The organism is Corynebacterium sp. CCUG 65737 (assembly GCF_024454115.1).
In the GTDB taxonomy this organism is placed as follows: Bacteria; Actinomycetota; Actinomycetes; order Mycobacteriales; family Mycobacteriaceae; genus Corynebacterium; species Corynebacterium genitalium.
Genome location: NZ_JAGPZB010000003.1, coordinates 152,954 through 170,234, shown reverse-complemented (window position 1 = coordinate 170,234; position 17,281 = coordinate 152,954). Strand labels below are relative to the sequence as shown.

At 64.5% G+C, this 17,281-nt stretch carries 16 protein-coding genes; 10 read left to right on the top strand and 6 right to left on the bottom strand.

What is annotated here, in order from left to right; translation table 11 throughout:
* Positions 1-6 precede the first annotated feature (6 nt).
* The gene (locus KBX17_RS03985; protein ID WP_256018589.1) at positions 7-1,041 is read left to right on the top strand and encodes an AbrB family transcriptional regulator; all 1,035 of its coding nucleotides are present in this window, start codon (positions 7-9) and stop codon (positions 1,039-1,041) included.
* 16 nt (positions 1,042-1,057) lie between these two features.
* Here KBX17_RS03985 and KBX17_RS03980 read toward each other — a convergent pair whose 3' ends face one another.
* Positions 1,058-2,737, bottom strand: coding sequence for a DUF885 domain-containing protein (locus tag KBX17_RS03980; RefSeq protein ID WP_256018588.1), 1,680 nt, complete (start codon positions 2,735-2,737; stop codon positions 1,058-1,060).
* Positions 2,738-2,792: 55 nt separating this feature from the next.
* Here KBX17_RS03980 and KBX17_RS03975 point away from each other — a divergent pair, with 55 nt between their 5' ends.
* Both KBX17_RS03975 and KBX17_RS03970 read left to right on the top strand, forming a co-directional pair.
* A complete protein-coding gene (locus tag KBX17_RS03975) occupies positions 2,793-3,584 on the top strand; it encodes an NAD-dependent deacylase (protein ID WP_256018586.1) in 792 nt (263 codons plus the stop codon).
* 30 nt (positions 3,585-3,614) lie between these two features.
* A complete protein-coding gene (locus KBX17_RS03970; protein WP_256018585.1) occupies positions 3,615-4,694 on the top strand; it encodes an ROK family protein in 1,080 nt (359 codons plus the stop codon).
* Here the strand turns inward: KBX17_RS03970 and KBX17_RS03965 are convergent.
* From KBX17_RS03965 to amn, 4 genes are all read right to left on the bottom strand, one after another.
* A complete protein-coding gene (locus KBX17_RS03965; RefSeq protein WP_256018583.1) occupies positions 4,650-5,174 on the bottom strand; it encodes a gamma carbonic anhydrase family protein in 525 nt (174 codons plus the stop codon). The two genes, KBX17_RS03970 and KBX17_RS03965, sit on opposite strands and share 45 nt — an antisense overlap.
* Positions 5,134-6,507 (bottom strand): glycosyltransferase 87 family protein, encoded by a 1,374-nt coding sequence (locus KBX17_RS03960; protein ID WP_256018582.1) that lies wholly within the window; start codon positions 6,505-6,507, stop codon positions 5,134-5,136. Before KBX17_RS03960 ends, KBX17_RS03965 begins: the two co-directional genes overlap by 41 nt.
* 125 nt (positions 6,508-6,632) lie before the next feature.
* Positions 6,633-7,580 (bottom strand): Sir2 family NAD-dependent protein deacetylase, encoded by a 948-nt coding sequence (locus KBX17_RS03955; RefSeq protein ID WP_256018580.1) that lies wholly within the window; start codon positions 7,578-7,580, stop codon positions 6,633-6,635.
* The gene (gene amn, locus KBX17_RS03950) at positions 7,577-8,998 is read right to left on the bottom strand and encodes an AMP nucleosidase (RefSeq protein WP_256018574.1); all 1,422 of its coding nucleotides are present in this window, start codon (positions 8,996-8,998) and stop codon (positions 7,577-7,579) included. The genes KBX17_RS03955 and amn overlap by 4 nt, the downstream gene beginning before the upstream one ends.
* Before the next feature lie 41 nt (positions 8,999-9,039).
* On the opposite strand from amn, the gene KBX17_RS03945 reads away from it, so the two are divergent.
* The 4 genes from KBX17_RS03945 to KBX17_RS03930 all read left to right on the top strand — a co-directional run bounded on the left by KBX17_RS03945 (position 9,040) and on the right by KBX17_RS03930 (position 14,040).
* On the top strand, positions 9,040-9,879 hold the full coding sequence (locus KBX17_RS03945; protein WP_256018573.1) for a class A beta-lactamase-related serine hydrolase: 840 nt from the start codon (positions 9,040-9,042) through the stop codon (positions 9,877-9,879).
* Positions 9,880-9,887: 8 nt separating this feature from the next.
* On the top strand, positions 9,888-11,270 hold the full coding sequence (locus tag KBX17_RS03940) for a M20/M25/M40 family metallo-hydrolase (RefSeq protein ID WP_256018571.1): 1,383 nt from the start codon (positions 9,888-9,890) through the stop codon (positions 11,268-11,270).
* A 56-nt stretch (positions 11,271-11,326) separates the two neighbouring features.
* Complete coding sequence (locus tag KBX17_RS03935; RefSeq protein ID WP_256018570.1) at positions 11,327-12,826, top strand: succinic semialdehyde dehydrogenase; 1,500 nt, start codon at positions 11,327-11,329, stop codon at positions 12,824-12,826.
* Positions 12,827-13,107: 281 nt separating this feature from the next.
* Entirely contained in the window at positions 13,108-14,040 is a 933-nt protein-coding gene (locus KBX17_RS03930) for a hypothetical protein (protein ID WP_256018568.1), read from the top strand.
* A 185-nt stretch (positions 14,041-14,225) separates the two neighbouring features.
* On the opposite strand, the gene KBX17_RS03925 is transcribed toward KBX17_RS03930, so the two are convergent.
* Complete coding sequence (locus KBX17_RS03925) at positions 14,226-15,452, bottom strand: alpha-amylase family protein (protein ID WP_256018567.1); 1,227 nt, start codon at positions 15,450-15,452, stop codon at positions 14,226-14,228.
* Between the two features lie 43 nt (positions 15,453-15,495).
* Between KBX17_RS03925 and KBX17_RS03920 the strand changes: the two genes are divergently transcribed.
* From KBX17_RS03920 to KBX17_RS03910, 3 genes are read left to right on the top strand one after another with little or no spacing between them, the layout of a single operon-like run.
* Positions 15,496-16,077, top strand: a complete 582-nt coding sequence (locus tag KBX17_RS03920) for a TetR/AcrR family transcriptional regulator (protein ID WP_256018565.1) — start codon at positions 15,496-15,498, stop codon at positions 16,075-16,077.
* 52 nt (positions 16,078-16,129) lie between these two features.
* On the top strand, positions 16,130-16,351 hold the full coding sequence (locus KBX17_RS03915; protein ID WP_005287509.1) for a helix-turn-helix transcriptional regulator: 222 nt from the start codon (positions 16,130-16,132) through the stop codon (positions 16,349-16,351).
* Between the two features lie 2 nt (positions 16,352-16,353).
* Positions 16,354-16,830 (top strand): hypothetical protein, encoded by a 477-nt coding sequence (locus tag KBX17_RS03910; RefSeq protein WP_005287512.1) that lies wholly within the window; start codon positions 16,354-16,356, stop codon positions 16,828-16,830.
* Positions 16,831-17,281: the final 451 nt, after the last annotated feature.

The following is a 17,281-nucleotide window of genomic DNA, read 5'->3' as shown; positions in this document are numbered from 1 at the left end:
CCCGACGTGAAGCAGTGGCAGCGGTGGATGATCGTCGCCCCGGCGTCGGTGGCGTTGGGGCTTGCGCTGTCGCGTTTCAACGTGCCGGCGGCGTGGATCCTCGCCGCGATCATCATCTCCGGGATCTCCGCGCTGGGCACAGGCCGCGAACTGCACGTGAACAAGCAGTTCTACGCGTTCTGCCGCGGAATCATCGGCGTTCTCGCCGCAGTGCCGCTGGCCGGGGTGCCGCCGCGCGAACTGCTGCACTACCTGGTTCCGGGGTTGGTATCGGCGGCGGTGATCGTGGGCATCGGGTTCTTCGGCGGGCTCTCACTGGCCGGATACTCCCGCGGGCGGGTCAGCCGCGAAACAGGCGTGCTGTCCATGCTGTCCGGTGGGGCGTCGATCATGCCGGCGCTGGCGAGCGAGCTTGGTGCCGACATGCGCTACGTCGCCCTGACCCAGTACCTGCGGCTGCTCGCGGTGTCGATGACGCTGCCGCTCGTCGCCTCCCTGCTGGTCACGCCCGGGGCGGACCATTCCGCGGGCGCGAGCGGGCAGTGGTGGATGTGGCTGCTCATCCCGGCGGTCTCGGTGGTGGGCAACCGGCTCGGCTCCTGGGCGCGGTTGCCCGCGGCGAGCGTGTTCGGCCCGCTCATTCTCACCGCCGTGCTGGCGGCTGTGTTGCCGGTGCCGATCGTCCCGCCCGAGCCGCTGGCCGTGATGGCGTTCATGTCCGTCGGGTGGATCTGCGGCGGCGGCCTGGACGTGCCCGGCCTGAAACGCTTCGCGCAATTGCTGCCCGCCACCATCACGTTCATCGTGGTGGTCATGGCATCCTGCGCAGCCATGGGGTGGGTCGTCTCGCTCTGGCTCGGGATCACCTATTTCGAGGGCTACTTAGCGACGAGCCCCGGCGCCCTCGAAACCGTCCTCGCCCTGTCCAGCGAAGGCGGCGGCGGGCCGGCTGTGGTGTCATTGCAGCTGATCAGGTTGATCTGCATTCTCGTCTTCGCGGCAGCGCTGCCGAAGATCCTCCGGCGGCTGCCGCGGCGCTAACTGGCCGGCCGAGTGGTTAGTGCCCCAGCACCTGGTGGGCCAACATGTCCATCGGCATAGAACCCAGGCGCAGCGCCTTGTCGTGGAACTCGAGCAGTGTCATCCCCTTCTCACAGGCCTTTTCGCGCAGGTCCATCCAGTCGCGGTAACCGAGCGCGTAGGAGGTGGCTTGTGCCGGCCATCCCATGTAGCGGTCGAGCTCGAAAGTGAGGTTCAGCTCGTTCATGGCGGTGTTGTCGCGCAGGAACGCCTTGGCGTAGGACACGTCCCAGTTGCCGACACCGTCCGGGGTCTTCTTGTGCAGGTGCACACCAATGTCGACAGCGACGCGGGCCAGGCGCAGACGCAGAGAATCAAGCAGACCCATGCGGTAACCGGGGTCCTCGAAAAAGCCGAGCTCGTCCATCATGCGCTCCGCGTAGACAGCCCAGCCCTCACCGTGGGCGGCGTTCCAGTTCAAGGTGCGGCGCCACAGATTGAGGGTGTTGCGCTGCGTCATGGCAATCCCCTGCTGCACATGGTGGCCGGGCACGCCCTCGTGGCAGATGCGGGCCAGCTGCTGCCAGGCGTGGAAGCACTCTTGACCTTCCGGCACCGACCAGGACAGGATGCCGGGGCGCAACAGGTCCTCTGACGGAGGGGTGTAGCGCAGGCCGCCGCCGAGGTTCTCGTCGACGCGGCAGTCAAGCGTCTTGATCTCCTCTGGCAGGGTGAACATCGTGCCGTCGAGCTGGGAGATCAGCCGGTCGCTCATCGCCTGCATCCAATCGACCAGAGCAACGTCGTCGTTGACGGTGTAGTCGGGGTCTTCGTCGAGACGTCGATAAGCGCTGCGCGCCGTGCACTCGCCGTACAGTTCGTCCGCAACCTTCTGCTGGCGTTCGACCAGCTCAGCGAGGGTCTCCAGCGACCAGTCGTACGCCTCGTCCAAGTCAACGGTGCGGCCGAGGAAAAACTGGGAGAACAGCTCGTAGCGCTCGCGGCCCACCGCGTCGGTGTGCGCGGCCAGCGGGGCGAGCTCCAAAGAGAGCCAGTCCGCCATCTCCGCGAACGCCTCCTTCGCCTGGCGCACCGGCTCGGCATCAGCCTCGAGGCCGAGCTCCTCGAACATCGAGCCGTCTTCGGCCAGCGCCTCGCACTGGCTAATCACGGCGTCGATCTGGCGCTGGGAGGCGACATCACCCTGGCTCGCCGCCTCCGCCAAGGACTCGCGGTAGCCCGCCAGCGAGTAACGCACCTGGCCCAGGCGGGAGGCGATGTTGTCGAAGTCCTCATCTGTCACCTTCGGCATGATGGTGAAGGCGTTGCGGATGACCTGCACCGGCGAGGTAATATTGTTGAGCATCCGCAGGTCCTCCCCGCGGTGGTGCAACTCCAGCTCGACGGCCATCCGGTCGCGCAAGATAGCGCCGGTGACGTAATCGACTCCATCGAAATCATCGTCATCGTCGGAGTCGTCGGTGCCGTCGTTCAGCGCGTCGACGTCGGCGATCAAGTCGCGGATGCGGTCAGCAATGGCGTGCCAGTGCTCGGGGCTGAAGTCCTGCAACCCGTGGTCGTGACCGGGAATGCCGATCTCGGTGGCCACCGTAGGTGAAAGCTCCGCGAGGTCGTAGACGAAGTCTTCACACGTCGCGTCGAGGAGCGAGGGTTGGCGGTCGCTGCCCGCAGAACCAACCGAGATGGATGAACTCATAGACGCAGAGTCTAACCCTTCAAGGCACTTTGCACGTAACGGTACAGTGGGGCCCATGGACGGACTCGAATATGCACGTCAGCTTGTCGGGGACGCGAAACGGGTGGAAGTCTTCACCGGTGCTGGCATGTCCGCCGACAGTGGCATCGCCACCTACCGCGATGCCGTTACGGGGGTGTGGGAAAACGTCGACCCGCAGGCAATGGCCTCGATCGACGCCTGGGCGCGCGACCCTGAACCCATGTGGGCCTGGTACCTCTGGCGCGCCCGCCTGGCCAGCCGGGCCGAACCGAACGCCGGGCACCTCGCTATCGCTGAATGGGGCCGCCGCGAGGGAGTGCGGGTCACTGTGACCACGCAGAACATCGATAATCTGCATGAACGCGCCGTGCTTGTCAACAGCACCCCTGACGGCCCAAACAACCCGGACGATATCGTGCACCTGCACGGCTCCCTGTTCGAGTTCCGCTGCTCCATGTGTTCGCGGCCGTATAAGGGGGAAATTGAGCTGCCGGAAGAGCCCGTCGAAAAGCTCACGCCTCCTTCGTGCCCGCTGTGCGGGAACCTGGTGCGTCCGGGGGTGGTGTGGTTCGGTGAGCCGTTGCCCCCGAAGGAGTGGGACGAGGCGGAGCGGCGCATGGTTGAGGCGGACTTGGTCGTCATCGTGGGCACATCCGGGGTGGTGTTTCCGGCGGCCGGGTTACCGCTGCTCGCACATGAATTGGGGACTCCCATTATTGAGGTCACCCCAATGCATACCGAGCTGTCTAGAATTTCAAATGTAACTTTGGTTGACACGGCAGCAAAAGCCCTGCCAGAGCTGTTACGGGGGCCTCGATTAGACTAGCCGGTCTAGTTCCGTTCTATGATGGAAACTATGAAATCCTCGTGGTCCGCGTTCTCGCGCCCCCACAACCCGACGGCGAAATGCTTGCACATGGTGCGGTTGAGTCCTGTGACGTCCCGCAGTGAGCTCGTCACGGCGACGGGGCTGTCTCAGCCGACCGTCACGCGCGCCATCGCGGCGCTCATGAGCGCCGGGTATGTGACAGAGCGGGCGGACCTATCGAAGTCGAAAGGTCGCGGCCGCCCGATCATTCCGCTCGAGCTGAGCGACACGCACCCCGTCCACGCCGGAATTTCGGTAGGTACGGCGGCCACGTACATCGCGCTGTTCGACATCAAAGGCCGCACAATCCGCGACACAGACGTGGAGATCGATGTCGCCGGCGTCAGCCAGGACGATTTCATCCAGCACATCATGGCGGGGCTGAACCGGCTCATGGCGGATCTGGGCCGCCCGCTGGCCACCGTCGGGGTGACCACGTCCGGCTCAGTCAGCCCGCAAGGCGCGGTCACGGCGCCGAACCTCGGCTGGCACGATGCTCCGTTCGCGGCCCAGCTGCGCGAACAGTTCTCCGTCCCGGTCACCGTGACCTCGGCCGTCGCTGCCATTATCGGCTCCGAAATCCAGTCTGACCAGCACCCGGGCAGCGGCTCCATCATGGCGATTTTCGCGGACGACTCGATCGGCGCTGCCGTCACCGAAGACAAAGGTGTGCTGCCCATCGCGGTCGACCGCGAGGACCTGACCACGCACGGGCTGCTCGAGCGCATTGAGGAGCCCACCAGCTCGCTTATCGACGCTGTATCCCACGCCTCGTCCAACTCCTCCACCCGACAGACCCTCGACGAGAGGGCTGAGGAGCTGGGCGCCGTCGCGGCGGACTTGATGGCGCAGCATGACGCCTCCACGTTGGTCGTCGCTGGCAGCGCGTTTATCGACGACCCCCACGCCCCCGCCGTCTTCGCCCGCACCGTCCGGGCGAACCTGCCGGATGGGGCGGCCGCCAGCTTGCGGATGATCCCCACGCACCGCGAAATGGTGCGCGACATCGCCCGCGCGGTCGCGCTAGACCTCGTGCTCCGTGAGCCCCTCAGCGTGACGACGGCCTAGGTCCGCGTACATGGCGGCGTGATTGACCAGCCCGGCCTTTTCGTCGTCGGAAAGCTCGCGGCGCACTTTCGCTGGAACTCCCGCGGCGAGCGAGCCGTCGGGAATTTCTGCCCCTTCGAGCACGACAGCGCCGCCGCCGATGATGCAGCCTGAGCCGATCTTCGAGTAGGCCAGCACCGTCGCCCCCATGCCGACCATCGTGCCGTTTCCGACTTCTTCACCGTGAACCATGGCCATGTGGCCGACAGTGACATCGTCGCCGAGCACGGTCGTTGTGCCGGTCTGGACGTGAATGACGCTGTTGTCCTGGACGTTCGTGCGGGCACCGATGCGGATGCCGCCAACGTCACCGCGGATGACCACGCCCGGGAAGATCGCCGCGTCCTCCCCGATCACCACGTCGCCGATGATGGTCGCCTCCGGCGCCACGAACGCCGATTCAGCGATGACCGGTGTTTTGCCCTCGAAGCTGTAGATCATGCTCCTCCACTGTAGTAACAGTGGAGCCGTCAGCGCCTGCGCCTGCGTCTGCGTCTGCGTCCGCCTCTGCGCCTGCGGAGCGAGTCGCGGCACGGTCGGCGGGTGCGCGGCCGTAGCGCTTTTCCTGCAACAGGTAGTACCCCACCGTGCCGAGCATCATGATCAGTGCCCCAGCAACGTAGCGGAGCATGTGGAAGCGTTCAGACAGTTGCAGCGGCGTGGAGCTTTCGTCCGCGAGCCACCCCGTTGCCACGTTCGTTGCGCAGTACGGCAGGATGACCAGCAACAACGCCGCAACCGAGAGCACGCCCGCGGCCTGCCAGCGCACCGGATTGTTCTGCGCGTAACCGGCGCCGGCACGGTTGGCTGCGACGAACACAGCGATGCCGAACGGCACGAGCCACACCCAGTGGTGGTACCAGCTGAACGGGGACACCATGCACGCTCCGATGCCGGTCAGTCCGACTGCCGCCGGGATGTTGTCGTGCTTGACGCACAGCCACAACGCCCAGATGAGCAGGACCATCATGGCGACGACGATCGCCGCCCACACCGCGGTGGAATCTACCCCGTAAACGCGGATCAGGATGGAGCGCAGCGACTGCGCCCCCGGGTTGGTGTGCACGCCGACGCGCTCGGAATCGAACGCCGCCCGCGTCCAGAACACGTGCGCATCAGGGACGGTGAGGTACCCGACGACAACTGTGACCAGGAACGTGACAAAGCTGATCAGGGCATCGAGCCAACGCCGTTGCACAAGAAACAGCAGTCCGAAAAACGCCGGGGTGAGCTTGATGCCCGCGGCCAGGCCCACACCGATGCCCGGTAGGCGGTACTTGGTCGGCAGGAAGTCGAGGCAGACCAGCACCATGAGCATGACATTGATCTGCCCCCAGAACATCGTCGCATGCAGTGGTTCGGCCATCAGCACGAACGTGGCGGTCAACAGCGGGATGAGCACAGCGTGCAGCGGAGTGACCTGCACCTTCAACCGTTTCAGGCAGGCCCAGATGACCCACCCGATACCAATGAGGGTGCCAATGTGCCAGAGCATGGTCACTGTCTCATCGCGCAGCAGGCTCAACCCCGCGAACAGCATGGCGGAAAACGGCGGATAGGTGAACGGAAGGTCGTCATAGATCGGGGCGTCGTAGACATTGACCCCGTCGAGCACCCGCTCGCCACCGCGGAGGTAAATCCACAAATCCAGTGGAATATCTGTTTCGAAGACACTTGTGCCTTCGAGATGATTGGCCCAGTAACGGTACAGGGCGAAAACAATCACCACGATGAGTGTCACGGCGATGCTTACCCGCCCAGCCAGCTGTTTCACGGTTGAAACGCTACTTGCCCTCGTCGCATAAACCGTGGATTATCTACGCGAGTCCCGAAAAGTCACCACATTTTGAGGGCTGATTCACAGATTCGCCGCACAACCGGCCCGCACTCTGGCCGCACCTAGAGCCCGAGCTCATCCAAAATGCTGTCCAGCGCGTCGCCGACATTGCTGCGCCACAATGTGGTCACCTTCTGATCGGCCCGGCCGGGACCACCGTTGACCACCGCGACCGGCTTCTCCTGCGCGCGTGCGTCAAGCACGAGGCGGTACCCGCTCATCACGGCTAAGGACGTCCCCACCGCAATGAGCGATGTCGACTCCGCCAGCCACTGCCCCGCCTCGGCGCGGCGCTGCCGCGGAACATTCTCCCCGAAGTAGACCACGTCCGGTTTGAGCCGCTGGCCCCCGCAGGCCTCGCACGTCAACATGGTGAACCGCTCCACCGCAGAATCGGGCAACTCCACGTCACCGTCGGGGTTGATCATGCCCTCAGTCACGGTGACGGATTCGAAGTAGCCGGGATTGGCGGCGTCGAGGCGGGCGTCGAAAAGCGTGCGTGTTTCGCGGCGGCCGCAATCGAGGCACACGACGTGCTCCATGTCGCCATGCAGCGCAATGACATTCTGGGAGCCCGCCTCGAGGTGCAGCCCATCGACGTTTTGCGTGACAATGCCGCGGATCAACCCGGCGCGCTCCAGCTCCACTAGCGCGAAATGGGCGCGGTTGGGGTGAGCGGCGCGCATGTAGCGCATGCCCACGAAGGCGCGGGCCCAGTAGCGGCGCACCGCAGCCGGCGAATGGGCGAATTCCTGGTACGTCATCGGGCGGCCCTTGGACAACCGGCCGCCGGGCGAACGGTAGTCGGGAATGCCGGACTCCGTGGACATGCCGGCGCCGGTGAGGATGAGGGCGGGACCGCGGTTGAGCATGCGGGCAATCTCCGCGAGTGCCTGCTCGGGCGGAGTTGGCTGCGCTGTTTCATGCACAACGCGCTCGATGGAGCGGATCGCGCTGCGGTGAGCGAGCTCGACAGCAGGGTCGTTGAACTCCGGGTCGTGAAACCTCACCGGAACGGGACCTCACCCTGCGCACGGCGCAGTTTGCGGGTACGCAGGCGCTCAGGGTGCTCGGCGAGGCGTTCCATCGCGCGGACAGCGCACATCACGTGGGCTTCCTTCGAGTTGGAGTAGAAGGCCTGCGCCGCAGCCGGCAGCTTCGGCACGGCGTGCAGCGGCAAGTCGGACACAGCGAGCAGTGCGCCGTAGGGAACGCGGTAGCGGTACCCGTTCGCCGCGATGGTGCAAGACTCCATATCCACGGCCACCGCGGTGGAGTGCCGCAACCAATCCCATAGCTCGCGCGGGGTCTGCCACTCCCAGTTGCGGTCGTCCGTGGACAGCACCGTGCCGGTGCGCATGAGGGACTGCTCCTCCTCGCCGTAAATCTTCTTCACCGATTTCTCTAGCGTGCGCTGGATCTCCGGCACGGCGGGAATGGGAAGCTCAGACTTGATGTGGTTCTGCAGCACGTGGTCGCGGCGCTCGTAGGCGTTGCCCAGAATAAGGTCGCCGATGCGCATGCGAGCATCCAAGCCGGCGCAGTGGCCGATCATGATCCAGCACTCGGGGCGCAGAACAGCGAGGCAGTCCGTCACCGTCTTCGCGTTCGACGGGCCCACGCCGATATTGATCATGGTCACGCCCGCGTTATCCTCGGCGGCCAAGTCGAAGCGCGGCATCTGGTAGCGCGAAGCCAAGTCCATGGCCAGTTGGTCGATGTCGGCGACGTCCCCGCGCGTGATCGTGCGCCCGTTCGGCAGAATCAGCGCCGAGTAACGGGTCTCCTCCCCCGCGAGCTGCGACAACCCGAATTTCACGAATTCACGCGTGTGCATCTCGTAGTTGGTGAACAGGATGAACCGCTGCACCGAATCGACCTCGATGCCGGTGTAGTGCTCGATCCGCGCGCACGCGATGTCGAAGCGTTGCGGCCCGAAGTGGAACAGGGGTTTCTCCGGTCCGTGAAAGGCATCCCAGTCGCCGTCGATGATGGCATCGTGGACGTCGTCAAGCGTCGGCCGCGGAATGACGGTGCCGGAACGTGAGCGCCGCGCTTCATTGATGCCTTCGAGCCCGCGGATGTACTCCGGCGGAATGCCCACGTCGGAATAGCCGACGGCGATCTCGCAGTCGTAGTTGATCACCAAGCACTGCAGCTGGTGGCGCAAATAGCGGGCCATTATGTCCGGCCGCGACAGCACCGCCGAGTACACGCCAGCTTCATCGACATAGCCGAACGGCTGCGAGCGGTCGACGGGGTGCCACTCTTTGACCTCCACGGCGATCTTCGGGTACTTCACGCCCTCATAGCGCGCAACGTCACCGGAATCGAGGCTTTCGCGGGCGAGGAGGCACGATGCGCGATACAGCTCAATGAGCTTATCAACGGCTTCCTCAACACTGCCTACGACCTCAAGATCACCCATGTCTGTCAACCCTACTGAAAAGGGGCTACAGTATCAGTCTTGTGAAGCGTCCCACGCCGACTGCGGCACTGCTGTTATCCACGTGTCTCGCTTTCCCGCTAGGGCTTAGTTCCTGCGGAAACAAGCCTGAGGATGCTCCTCCCGTCACGCCCGGACCGGCCCCTGCACCACAGCACCTGGACCTCGACGACATGGCTGAGGCCGTCGCCGCCATCGAGGAAGATACAGGCACCCAGGCAGGCATTTCGCTTTTCGACGGCACCACCGACGCCTCCGCTGGCTCCGTCGGCATGCTACCCGCCTGGTCAACCATCAAAATCCCGATCGCTGTGGTCGCGCAAGACCACTGCTCCTACGACGAGGAAACACTTGCGGAGCTGACATCCGCCTCCATCGAATACTCCGACAACGACGCAGCCTCAAGCCTGTGGTCGTGCTTGGGCTCCGACGACGAAGCCAGCCAGCTCGTCGGCGAAGAGATCGCCAAAGGCGGAATGTCCGTCCAGGTGGGACCGTATTTTGGAACGACCGTGTGGCCCGTTCCCGCCCAGGCCCGCTATGCCCGCCACCTGGCCTCCCTGCCGGAGGACCACCCCGTGATCGACGAGATGCACAAGATCAACCCTGAGCACTCTTACGGCCTCGGGCGCATTGCCGACATGCCCTTCAAGGGCGGCTGGTCTGATGCCGACGACGGCTCCTGGCACTCCCGCCAAATGGGCTTTACCACCATCGGCGACACCACCTACGGCATCGCTATTGCGGCCCGCTCACTTGACGGCTCGGAAGAAGACTGCCAGAACGCGTTGGATAAGCTCGCACAATACATTCTGGAATCCAGTCCGACCGGCACCCTCACCCAAAGCCCGAAGGAGCACTGACACCGCCAATGACAGACCGCACCCCCACCGAGCTGACCGACACCACCGTCGACCTGCTGCAGCAGCTCATCCGCAACGCCTGCGTGAACGACCTAACGGCAGACTCCGGCCAGGAGGTGCGCAACGCCGAAACCCTCGAGGCTTTCTTCGCTGAGGCTCTCGGGGAGGACTCCTCGGTCGTGTCCGTGCGCCGCTTCGAGCCGCACCCGGGCCGCGTCTCCGTCGCCTTCACCATTGAGGGCTCCGACCCGTCCGCCGAGCCGCTCACCCTCCTCGGCCACACCGACGTCGTCCCTGTCGACGAACCGAAGTGGACCAAGGACCCTTTCGGCGCCGAGCTTATCGACGGCCGCATCTACGGCCGCGGTGCCATGGACATGCTCTTCATTACCGCAGCGATGGCCGCCGTCACCCGCGAAGTCGCTATTGAGGCGCAGGCAGGCAACCCGCCGCGCGGCACCCTGACCTTCGTCGGCTGCGCCGATGAGGAAGCCCGTGGCGGCCTGGGTGCCGGCTGGATCTCCCAGAACGAGCCCGAGGCCTTCAGCTGGCGCAACTGCCTGTCCGAGACAGCTGGATCGCACTTGCCGGTGGTTGGCGATGGTGACGCGATCGTTGTCGTCGTCGGTGAGAAAGGCGCAGCTCAGCGCCGCCTGACCGTGCATGGCGACGCAGGCCACGGCTCCGCACCCTACGGCCGCGAGATGACCGTCGGGTTGATCGGCGAAGTGGCGCGCCGGCTGGCCGCGCTCGAGCCCGAGGTCGTTTCCGACGAGTTGTGGCAAGGCTACGTACGCGCGTTCCGCTTCGACCCGGAGACCGAAGCACAACTGCTGCGCGGCGAGAACTACGAGGCCTTGGGCGACCTGGCCCGTTACTCCCACGCGATGAGCCACCTAGCTGTCTCCCCCACCGTGCTGCGCGCTGGCGGCGCCATCAACGTGCTGCCGTCGACCGCCTACCTCGAGCTGGATATCCGCCCGTTGCCGGGACAGACCCAAGAGGAGATCGACGACCTGCTCCGCAGCGCTCTCGGCGACCTTGCTGACCGCGTCACCGTCGAGCACCTCATCACCGAAGACGCCACGGTGTCGCCGACGGAGGGACCGCTCTACGACGCTATCGTCGATACGCTTGACGAGTTCTTCCCCGGCGTCCCCGTCGTACCCACCATCGCCGCCGGGGGCTCCGACCTGCGCTTTGGCCGCCGCCTCGGCGGAGTCGGCTACGGATTCGCGCTGCACGCCCGCGAGCGCAGTTTCGGCGAAGTCCTCGACCAGCTCCACTCCCACGACGAATACATTGACGTGGAAGACGTCGCCCTGACTGCCGCGGCATACCGCTCGTTGGTGCGCAGGTTTGTCGGGGTGGGCGGAGACGTCGCTAAGTAATTTTTTGGCGCAAACTACCTGTACCGTCGCCGCCAGGTGCACTAGATTTGGGGGTTATGACGACGAGCGTGAACAACAACACGACCATCACCATTAAAAACCCCGCCGACGGCACGATCGTGGGCACCACCAACTACTACGGCGCCGACACGGCACTCGAAGCCGTCGAGCGCGCCCGCGCCAAGCAGCCCGAATGGGCCGCCACCGCAGTCAAAGAGCGCAAGAAAGTCATGCTGCGCTACCACGACCTCGTGCTCAAGCACCAAAAGGAACTCCTGGACATCATCCAGGACGAAAACGGCAAAAACCGCCGCGCCGCCTTCGAAGAAGTGCTGGACAACGCGCTGACCGCGCGCCACTACGCCTACCGCGCGGAGAAACTGCTCTCCCCGGACCGCGCGAAGGTCGCCCTGCCAATCGCGACGAAAACGCAGGTGCAGCACGCGCCCGTCGGCGTGGTCGGCATCATCGCGCCCTGGAACTACCCGCTCGTCCTGGCCATTTCTGACGCGATCCCGGCGATCATGGCGGGCAACACCGTCGTGCTCAAGCCGGACTCGTCGACCCCGATGACCTCCCTGCGCGCCGCCGAACTGCTTGCTGAAGCCGGCCTGCCCAAAGATGTGCTGACCGTCGTGCCTGGTTCCGGCCGTGAGGTGGGTCAGGCGCTAGTCAACTCGGTCGACTACCTCATGTTCACCGGCTCCTCCGACACCGGCGCGAAGCTCGCCTCCCAGGCTGGCGAGCGACTCATCGGCTTCTCCGGTGAGCTCGGCGGCAAGAACCCGCTCATCGTCACCTCCGACGCCGACGTGGACAAGGTCGTCTCCGGCGTGCGCCACGCCTGCTTCTCCAACACCGGCCAGCTGTGCATTTCTATCGAGCGCATCTACGTCCACCGCGACGTGGCCGACAAGTTCATCCCGGCGTTTGTGCGCTGCGTCGAGAAGATGCGCATCGGCCCAGGCCACGACTGGGATATCGACATGGGTTCGCTGATTTCTTCCGACCAGGCCGACACCGTCGCTTCGTTCGTTGAGGATGCCGTGTCCAAGGGCGCGGCCGTGGCCACCGGCGGCAAGCGCCTGCCCGACCTCGGTGAGAACTTCTACGCCCCCACCGTGCTGCTCAATGTGCCTGAAGACGCCCGCCTCCACCGCGAAGAGGTCTTCGGCCCCGTCGTCTACATCGAGGTTGTGGACTCGCACGAAGAAGCCATCCGCCGCGCCAACGACACCGAATACGGCCTGAACGCGTCCGTGTGGGGCAAGCCCGCAACTGCCCGCGAGATCGCGAGCCAGCTCGAAGCCGGCACCGTGAACATCAACGAAGGGTACGCCGCAGGCTGGTCCTCCATCGCTGCGCCCATGGGCGGTTGGAAGCGCTCCGGTGTGGGCCGCCGCCACGGTGACGACGGCCTGCTCAAGTTCACCGAAGCTCGCACCGTCGCTGAACAGCGCATCGTCCCCATCGCCGGGCCAGACGGGCTGGCCCCCGAGAAGTGGGCCAACTTGCTCACCATGGCGCTGAAGTACGGGCGCGACGTGCTGCGGTAAGGGGTTTGGGGCCCTGGAGTGAGGCAGGGCCCGCGTGGGCGCGCGGGCGTTCAGCGGCGCCTGCGGAAAAGTTGACAAACTGGATTTCGGTCTAGAAACAAACGCGCTGGTCATAGCCTTTTGGGTGTCTGAACTTGGTTCGAGTTTGTAAACTTTTCCGCACTCCCAGCCGAAGGGAGGGAACCGAACGAACAGTTACCGCAGTCCAACAGGACATGAGAAACCCGCGCTACCCCTCTTCGTTCAGAGACCAACCCCTGCACGCTTTCAATGGGATGGATGTGTCTTCCGCCGTTCGCCGGGGGTTCCGTGAACCCGGCGAGGGCCTGACCGTCTCATCCACCTACGCGATCGATCCAACTCTCGGTCGCCCGCTCGACTTGGCTGAATCGCAGTCGTGGGACCACCCCCGTCGAATTGTTTACCGGGCCCCTGCCGCTGCCCGAGCACTCGCCATGGCATTGGAACGGCCCAATCATTCGATATCCGGGCTCAGCGCACTAGCCGTTTTCGGTCTCCCATTCTTCGCTGACCACTGCGACACGACCCTCGCGGGTCCGGTTCGCACGAAACAGGCGGCCACAGCTTTCACCCCGCACGTTTCTCATCTCAGCGGGACCGTGCCGTGGATCGTGACGTACCGCGGACTTGACGTTCGGATCTCACCGCCCGCGGATGCGGTCGTCGAGGCTATTCGCCATATCCGTTCTGGCCTGCATTCATGGCGGGTCCTGCACGTCGAGGGATTGACAGCGGTTGAGGTGCGGTGCATTCAAGTGCTCGACATGGCTCGTCGTCATCTCGGCGTCAGACTCGAGGATGTTGTCGATGCCGCGGCACGCAGATTAAATAGGCGGTGGCTCGCCATTTTGATTGGCCATTCCAGCCGGTTCGCCGATTCCCCGAAGGAGACCGAGATGCGGTTGCTAAGCGTCGCTGTGTGCAAAGAGCTGCAGGTTTTCCTCGTAGAGCAGCTCCCGCTTTACGACGAATCCCGCCTCATCACCGTCTTCGACCTCGCTCTCCCTGATCTGAAGATTGCCTTGATGTACGACGGTGAGCACCACCTCGAACGGACCCAAAGGGATAAGGACTCGCGCATAGGCATCGAATGCGCTCTCCGCGGATGGCTAGTGATCAGGGTGACAGCAGGCACCCTCGCCGATATCCCGCAACACTTGAGGGATGCCGTGCGTTCGAGAATGGCTGCCTAGAACAGCCGCCGAATCGGCAGGGCCGAGCTAAGTCTCGAGGGCACGGGCTCGACGACAATGGAGCCTGCGGAAAAGTTGACAAACTCGATTTCCGCCTAGCAACAAAGCCTCAGGTCAGGGCGTTTTCGCGATACGGATCGATCCCTAGTTTGTCAACTTTTCCGCAAGGGCAAGCTACGAACGCGCTACGGCGTCCACTCGTAAAGGGTCTCCCCAGGCTCACCGGTCTCCCCGTGCTCGCACGCACGGATGCGCACACCGGGGGCCGGCTGCAACCACACGTCGACCTGGAGCTCGGTGGGGCCGGCGGAACCCGAGTCGATGTCAGCATTGGGGCCCGCGCTCACGCGGTAGCTAATGGTCTCATTGGTCTTGTCCAGCACCTCAATGGACGCGCGGGTGAGCCACGGGTGGCGGCGGCGCAGCCCAACGAGGGCTTGGTGCTCGTTGAAGATCCATGAACCCAGCGGCGACAGATCAGAGGGCTCGGCGGGGAGGGCGGGGCGGACGGAGTCGTCGGCGGTCCAGCCTTCCCCGCGGATGCCTTCGAAGCCCTGCTCGTCGCCGTAGTAGATGGAGGGCATGCCGGGCAGTGTCATCAAGATGGCCAGCGCGACGATGGCCTTGTCCTGGCCGATCTTGCTCGAGATGCGGTCAACGTCGTGGTTGCCCACGAAGGTGTTCGCCACCATCGAACCACTCACGGTTGCGTGGCGGGAAAGGGCGTGGTCGAGTTCCCAGAAGTTCTCGTCGTGAAGCGAGCTCCAGATGGCCTTCCACAGTTCGTACTGGGTGACCGAATTGAGAGTGCCGGACGACGCGATCTGCACGTAGTCGCCGTGGATGACCTCGCCCAAAAACAGAGCGTCGGGGTAGTCGGCGCGCACCCGCGCGAGCACGTCGGCCCAGAAGGCGGGTGGCACGGAGTAGGCGACATCGAGACGCCAGCCGGCGATGCCGCGCGCGAGCCAGAACTTCATGATGTCAGCGACCATGTCGCGGACGCGCTCGTCATCGTGGTGGAGGGTAGCCAGCTCGTCGTGGCCTTCCCAGGAAGTCGAGCCTGCCAGACCAGCGGCGACGGCGGGGTGCGTGGCGGCGACATGGTTGAACACGCCGTCGAGCATGACCTTGATGCCGCGTTCGCGACACGCAGACATGAGCCAATCGAAGTCCTCGTTCGTGCCCAGGCGCGCGTCGACGCGGTAGTGGTCGAGGGTGTCGTAGCCATGCCCCACGGACTCGAAAATCGGGGCGAGTAGCAGGCCGTCGCAGCCGAGCTCAATGAGGTAGTCGAGCCACGGTTCAAGCTCACGCAGACGCGGCGCGGCATCGTCGCCGGCGCGGTCGCGGATGGGCGCACCGAGTGCGCCGAGCGGGTAGACGTGCCACCAGATCGTGTTCTCCAGCATGGGACTCCTTTCCTACTGAGCGCCACTCAGTATAGTGGTTTTCATGACACGCACGCGGCTCAGCGTCGCAGAACGACGCCACACGCTTATCGATGTCGCCAGCCCCCTGTTCGCCTCCTCCAGCTACTCCGAGGTATCCACCCAGGACATAGCCCAGGCCGCGGGCGTCTCGGTCGGGTTGATTTTCCACCACTTCGGCTCGAAGGCGGGACTGTACGCGGCTGTGGTTGCCCAGCGGGAAGAGGAGCTGGATGCGGCGGTAGCGGAGGCGGTCGAGGGGCTGCCACCGAATACGTCGACACGCGACAAGGTCCGGGCGGCGGCGGAGGTCTACCTCGATCACGTTGCCGCTCACCCGCTGGCGTGGGCGGCGGTGGTGCGTGGGGATACGCCGCAGGAGGTCCAGTTTGTGAGGATTGAGGGGCGGGATACGGGCGTCGATAAGCTGCGGGCGCTGGTGGGCGCGGACGGTGAACGCGCAGCTGTCGCTGTATCCGGGTTCTTCGGATTCGTGGAGGCTGTGTGCCTCGATTGGGCGGATGCGGGATGCCCGGAGGATGCACGGCGGCCGATCATCGATGCAGCGTTGGGCGCGTTGGAGGGCGCGCTCGGCGACTGGGGTTAGCAGTTTGTAAAGTTTCCTTGACACTCTGAATGGGATTATTTACGGTTAGAAAATGTCGCGCGACATAGATCCACACCCGAACATGGTCCGCCAATGGCGGCGCTGGCACGAGCTTTCGCAAGCCGAGCTTGCCCAACGCGTCGGTGTCTCCCGGCAGACCGTAGCCAACATCGAAAAAGGAAACTATTCCCCTTCGGTTCACCTGGCGCTCGACATTTGCCGCGAACTCGGCAAAACGGTTGAGGAAGTCTTCGGTGACCAGCAAAGGAGCTGACCATGAACATCGGCGACACCATCCTGGCCAAGACAGAGAAGATGCTTGGCGACGAATACGAAACCCGCACTTACCACCAAGCCTCCACCATCGCACTGGCCCTGCTGCCCACCTTCGCGCTGATCGCCGGCGCTATGCTCGCTTGGGTGCTGCCCGGCACACATGCGATGTGGTCGTTGCTCATCGTCATCCCGCTGATCGGGCCGAACCTCATCTTCACGCAATGGTTGAAGTCCCGCGCCGCCCGCCCAGCACCGAAGCTCAAAGACGGGCTGTGGGGGCTGGCAATAGTGAACCTCACGCTGTGCTTTGTCATGCTGTTCGGCATCGCGTACAACGTCTCGGACCCGTCCTTGGCGCGCGGGTTGTACACCGGCGGGATCATCGGCACCGTCTTCGCCGTGATCGCCGTGCCAGCGATGCTGCGCAAACAGCGTGAGCGCGACGAGGAGCGCCTCAACGCGGAACTCGAAGACTAGCTGGGCTCGCTGGGCTCAGCCCCAGCCGCATCTTCTGCCGCGCGTGAATTCCCGGCGCGGCGGTTGATGTACGGCTGGAGGCGCTTACCAATCCGGTCGCGCCAGTCCTGCACCCGCTCCTCATAGTGCCTGTCGTGGGGTTTCAGGCCGCGGTGGGTGACGTGGACGGTGGTGGAGCCGTCCTCTTCGCGGTCAAAGTCGAAGATGATGTCGGAGTCGCGCCAGTCCTCGTCCTCGCCATCCTCGTCGGTGGTTTCGGAGTGCCACACGAGGCGCTCGCCGTCATCGGCCTGCTCGACGGTGAAGTAACCGGTGCCGTCGTCGGACTCGATGGAGAAGGACTCGCCCTTTTCATCGGCATTGCCTTCGACAGAATCTTCGGTGTCCTCCCACCACTGCTTCGGGTCCGACACCACGGTGTAGGCATCCTCCGGGGACACGTTGACGGTGA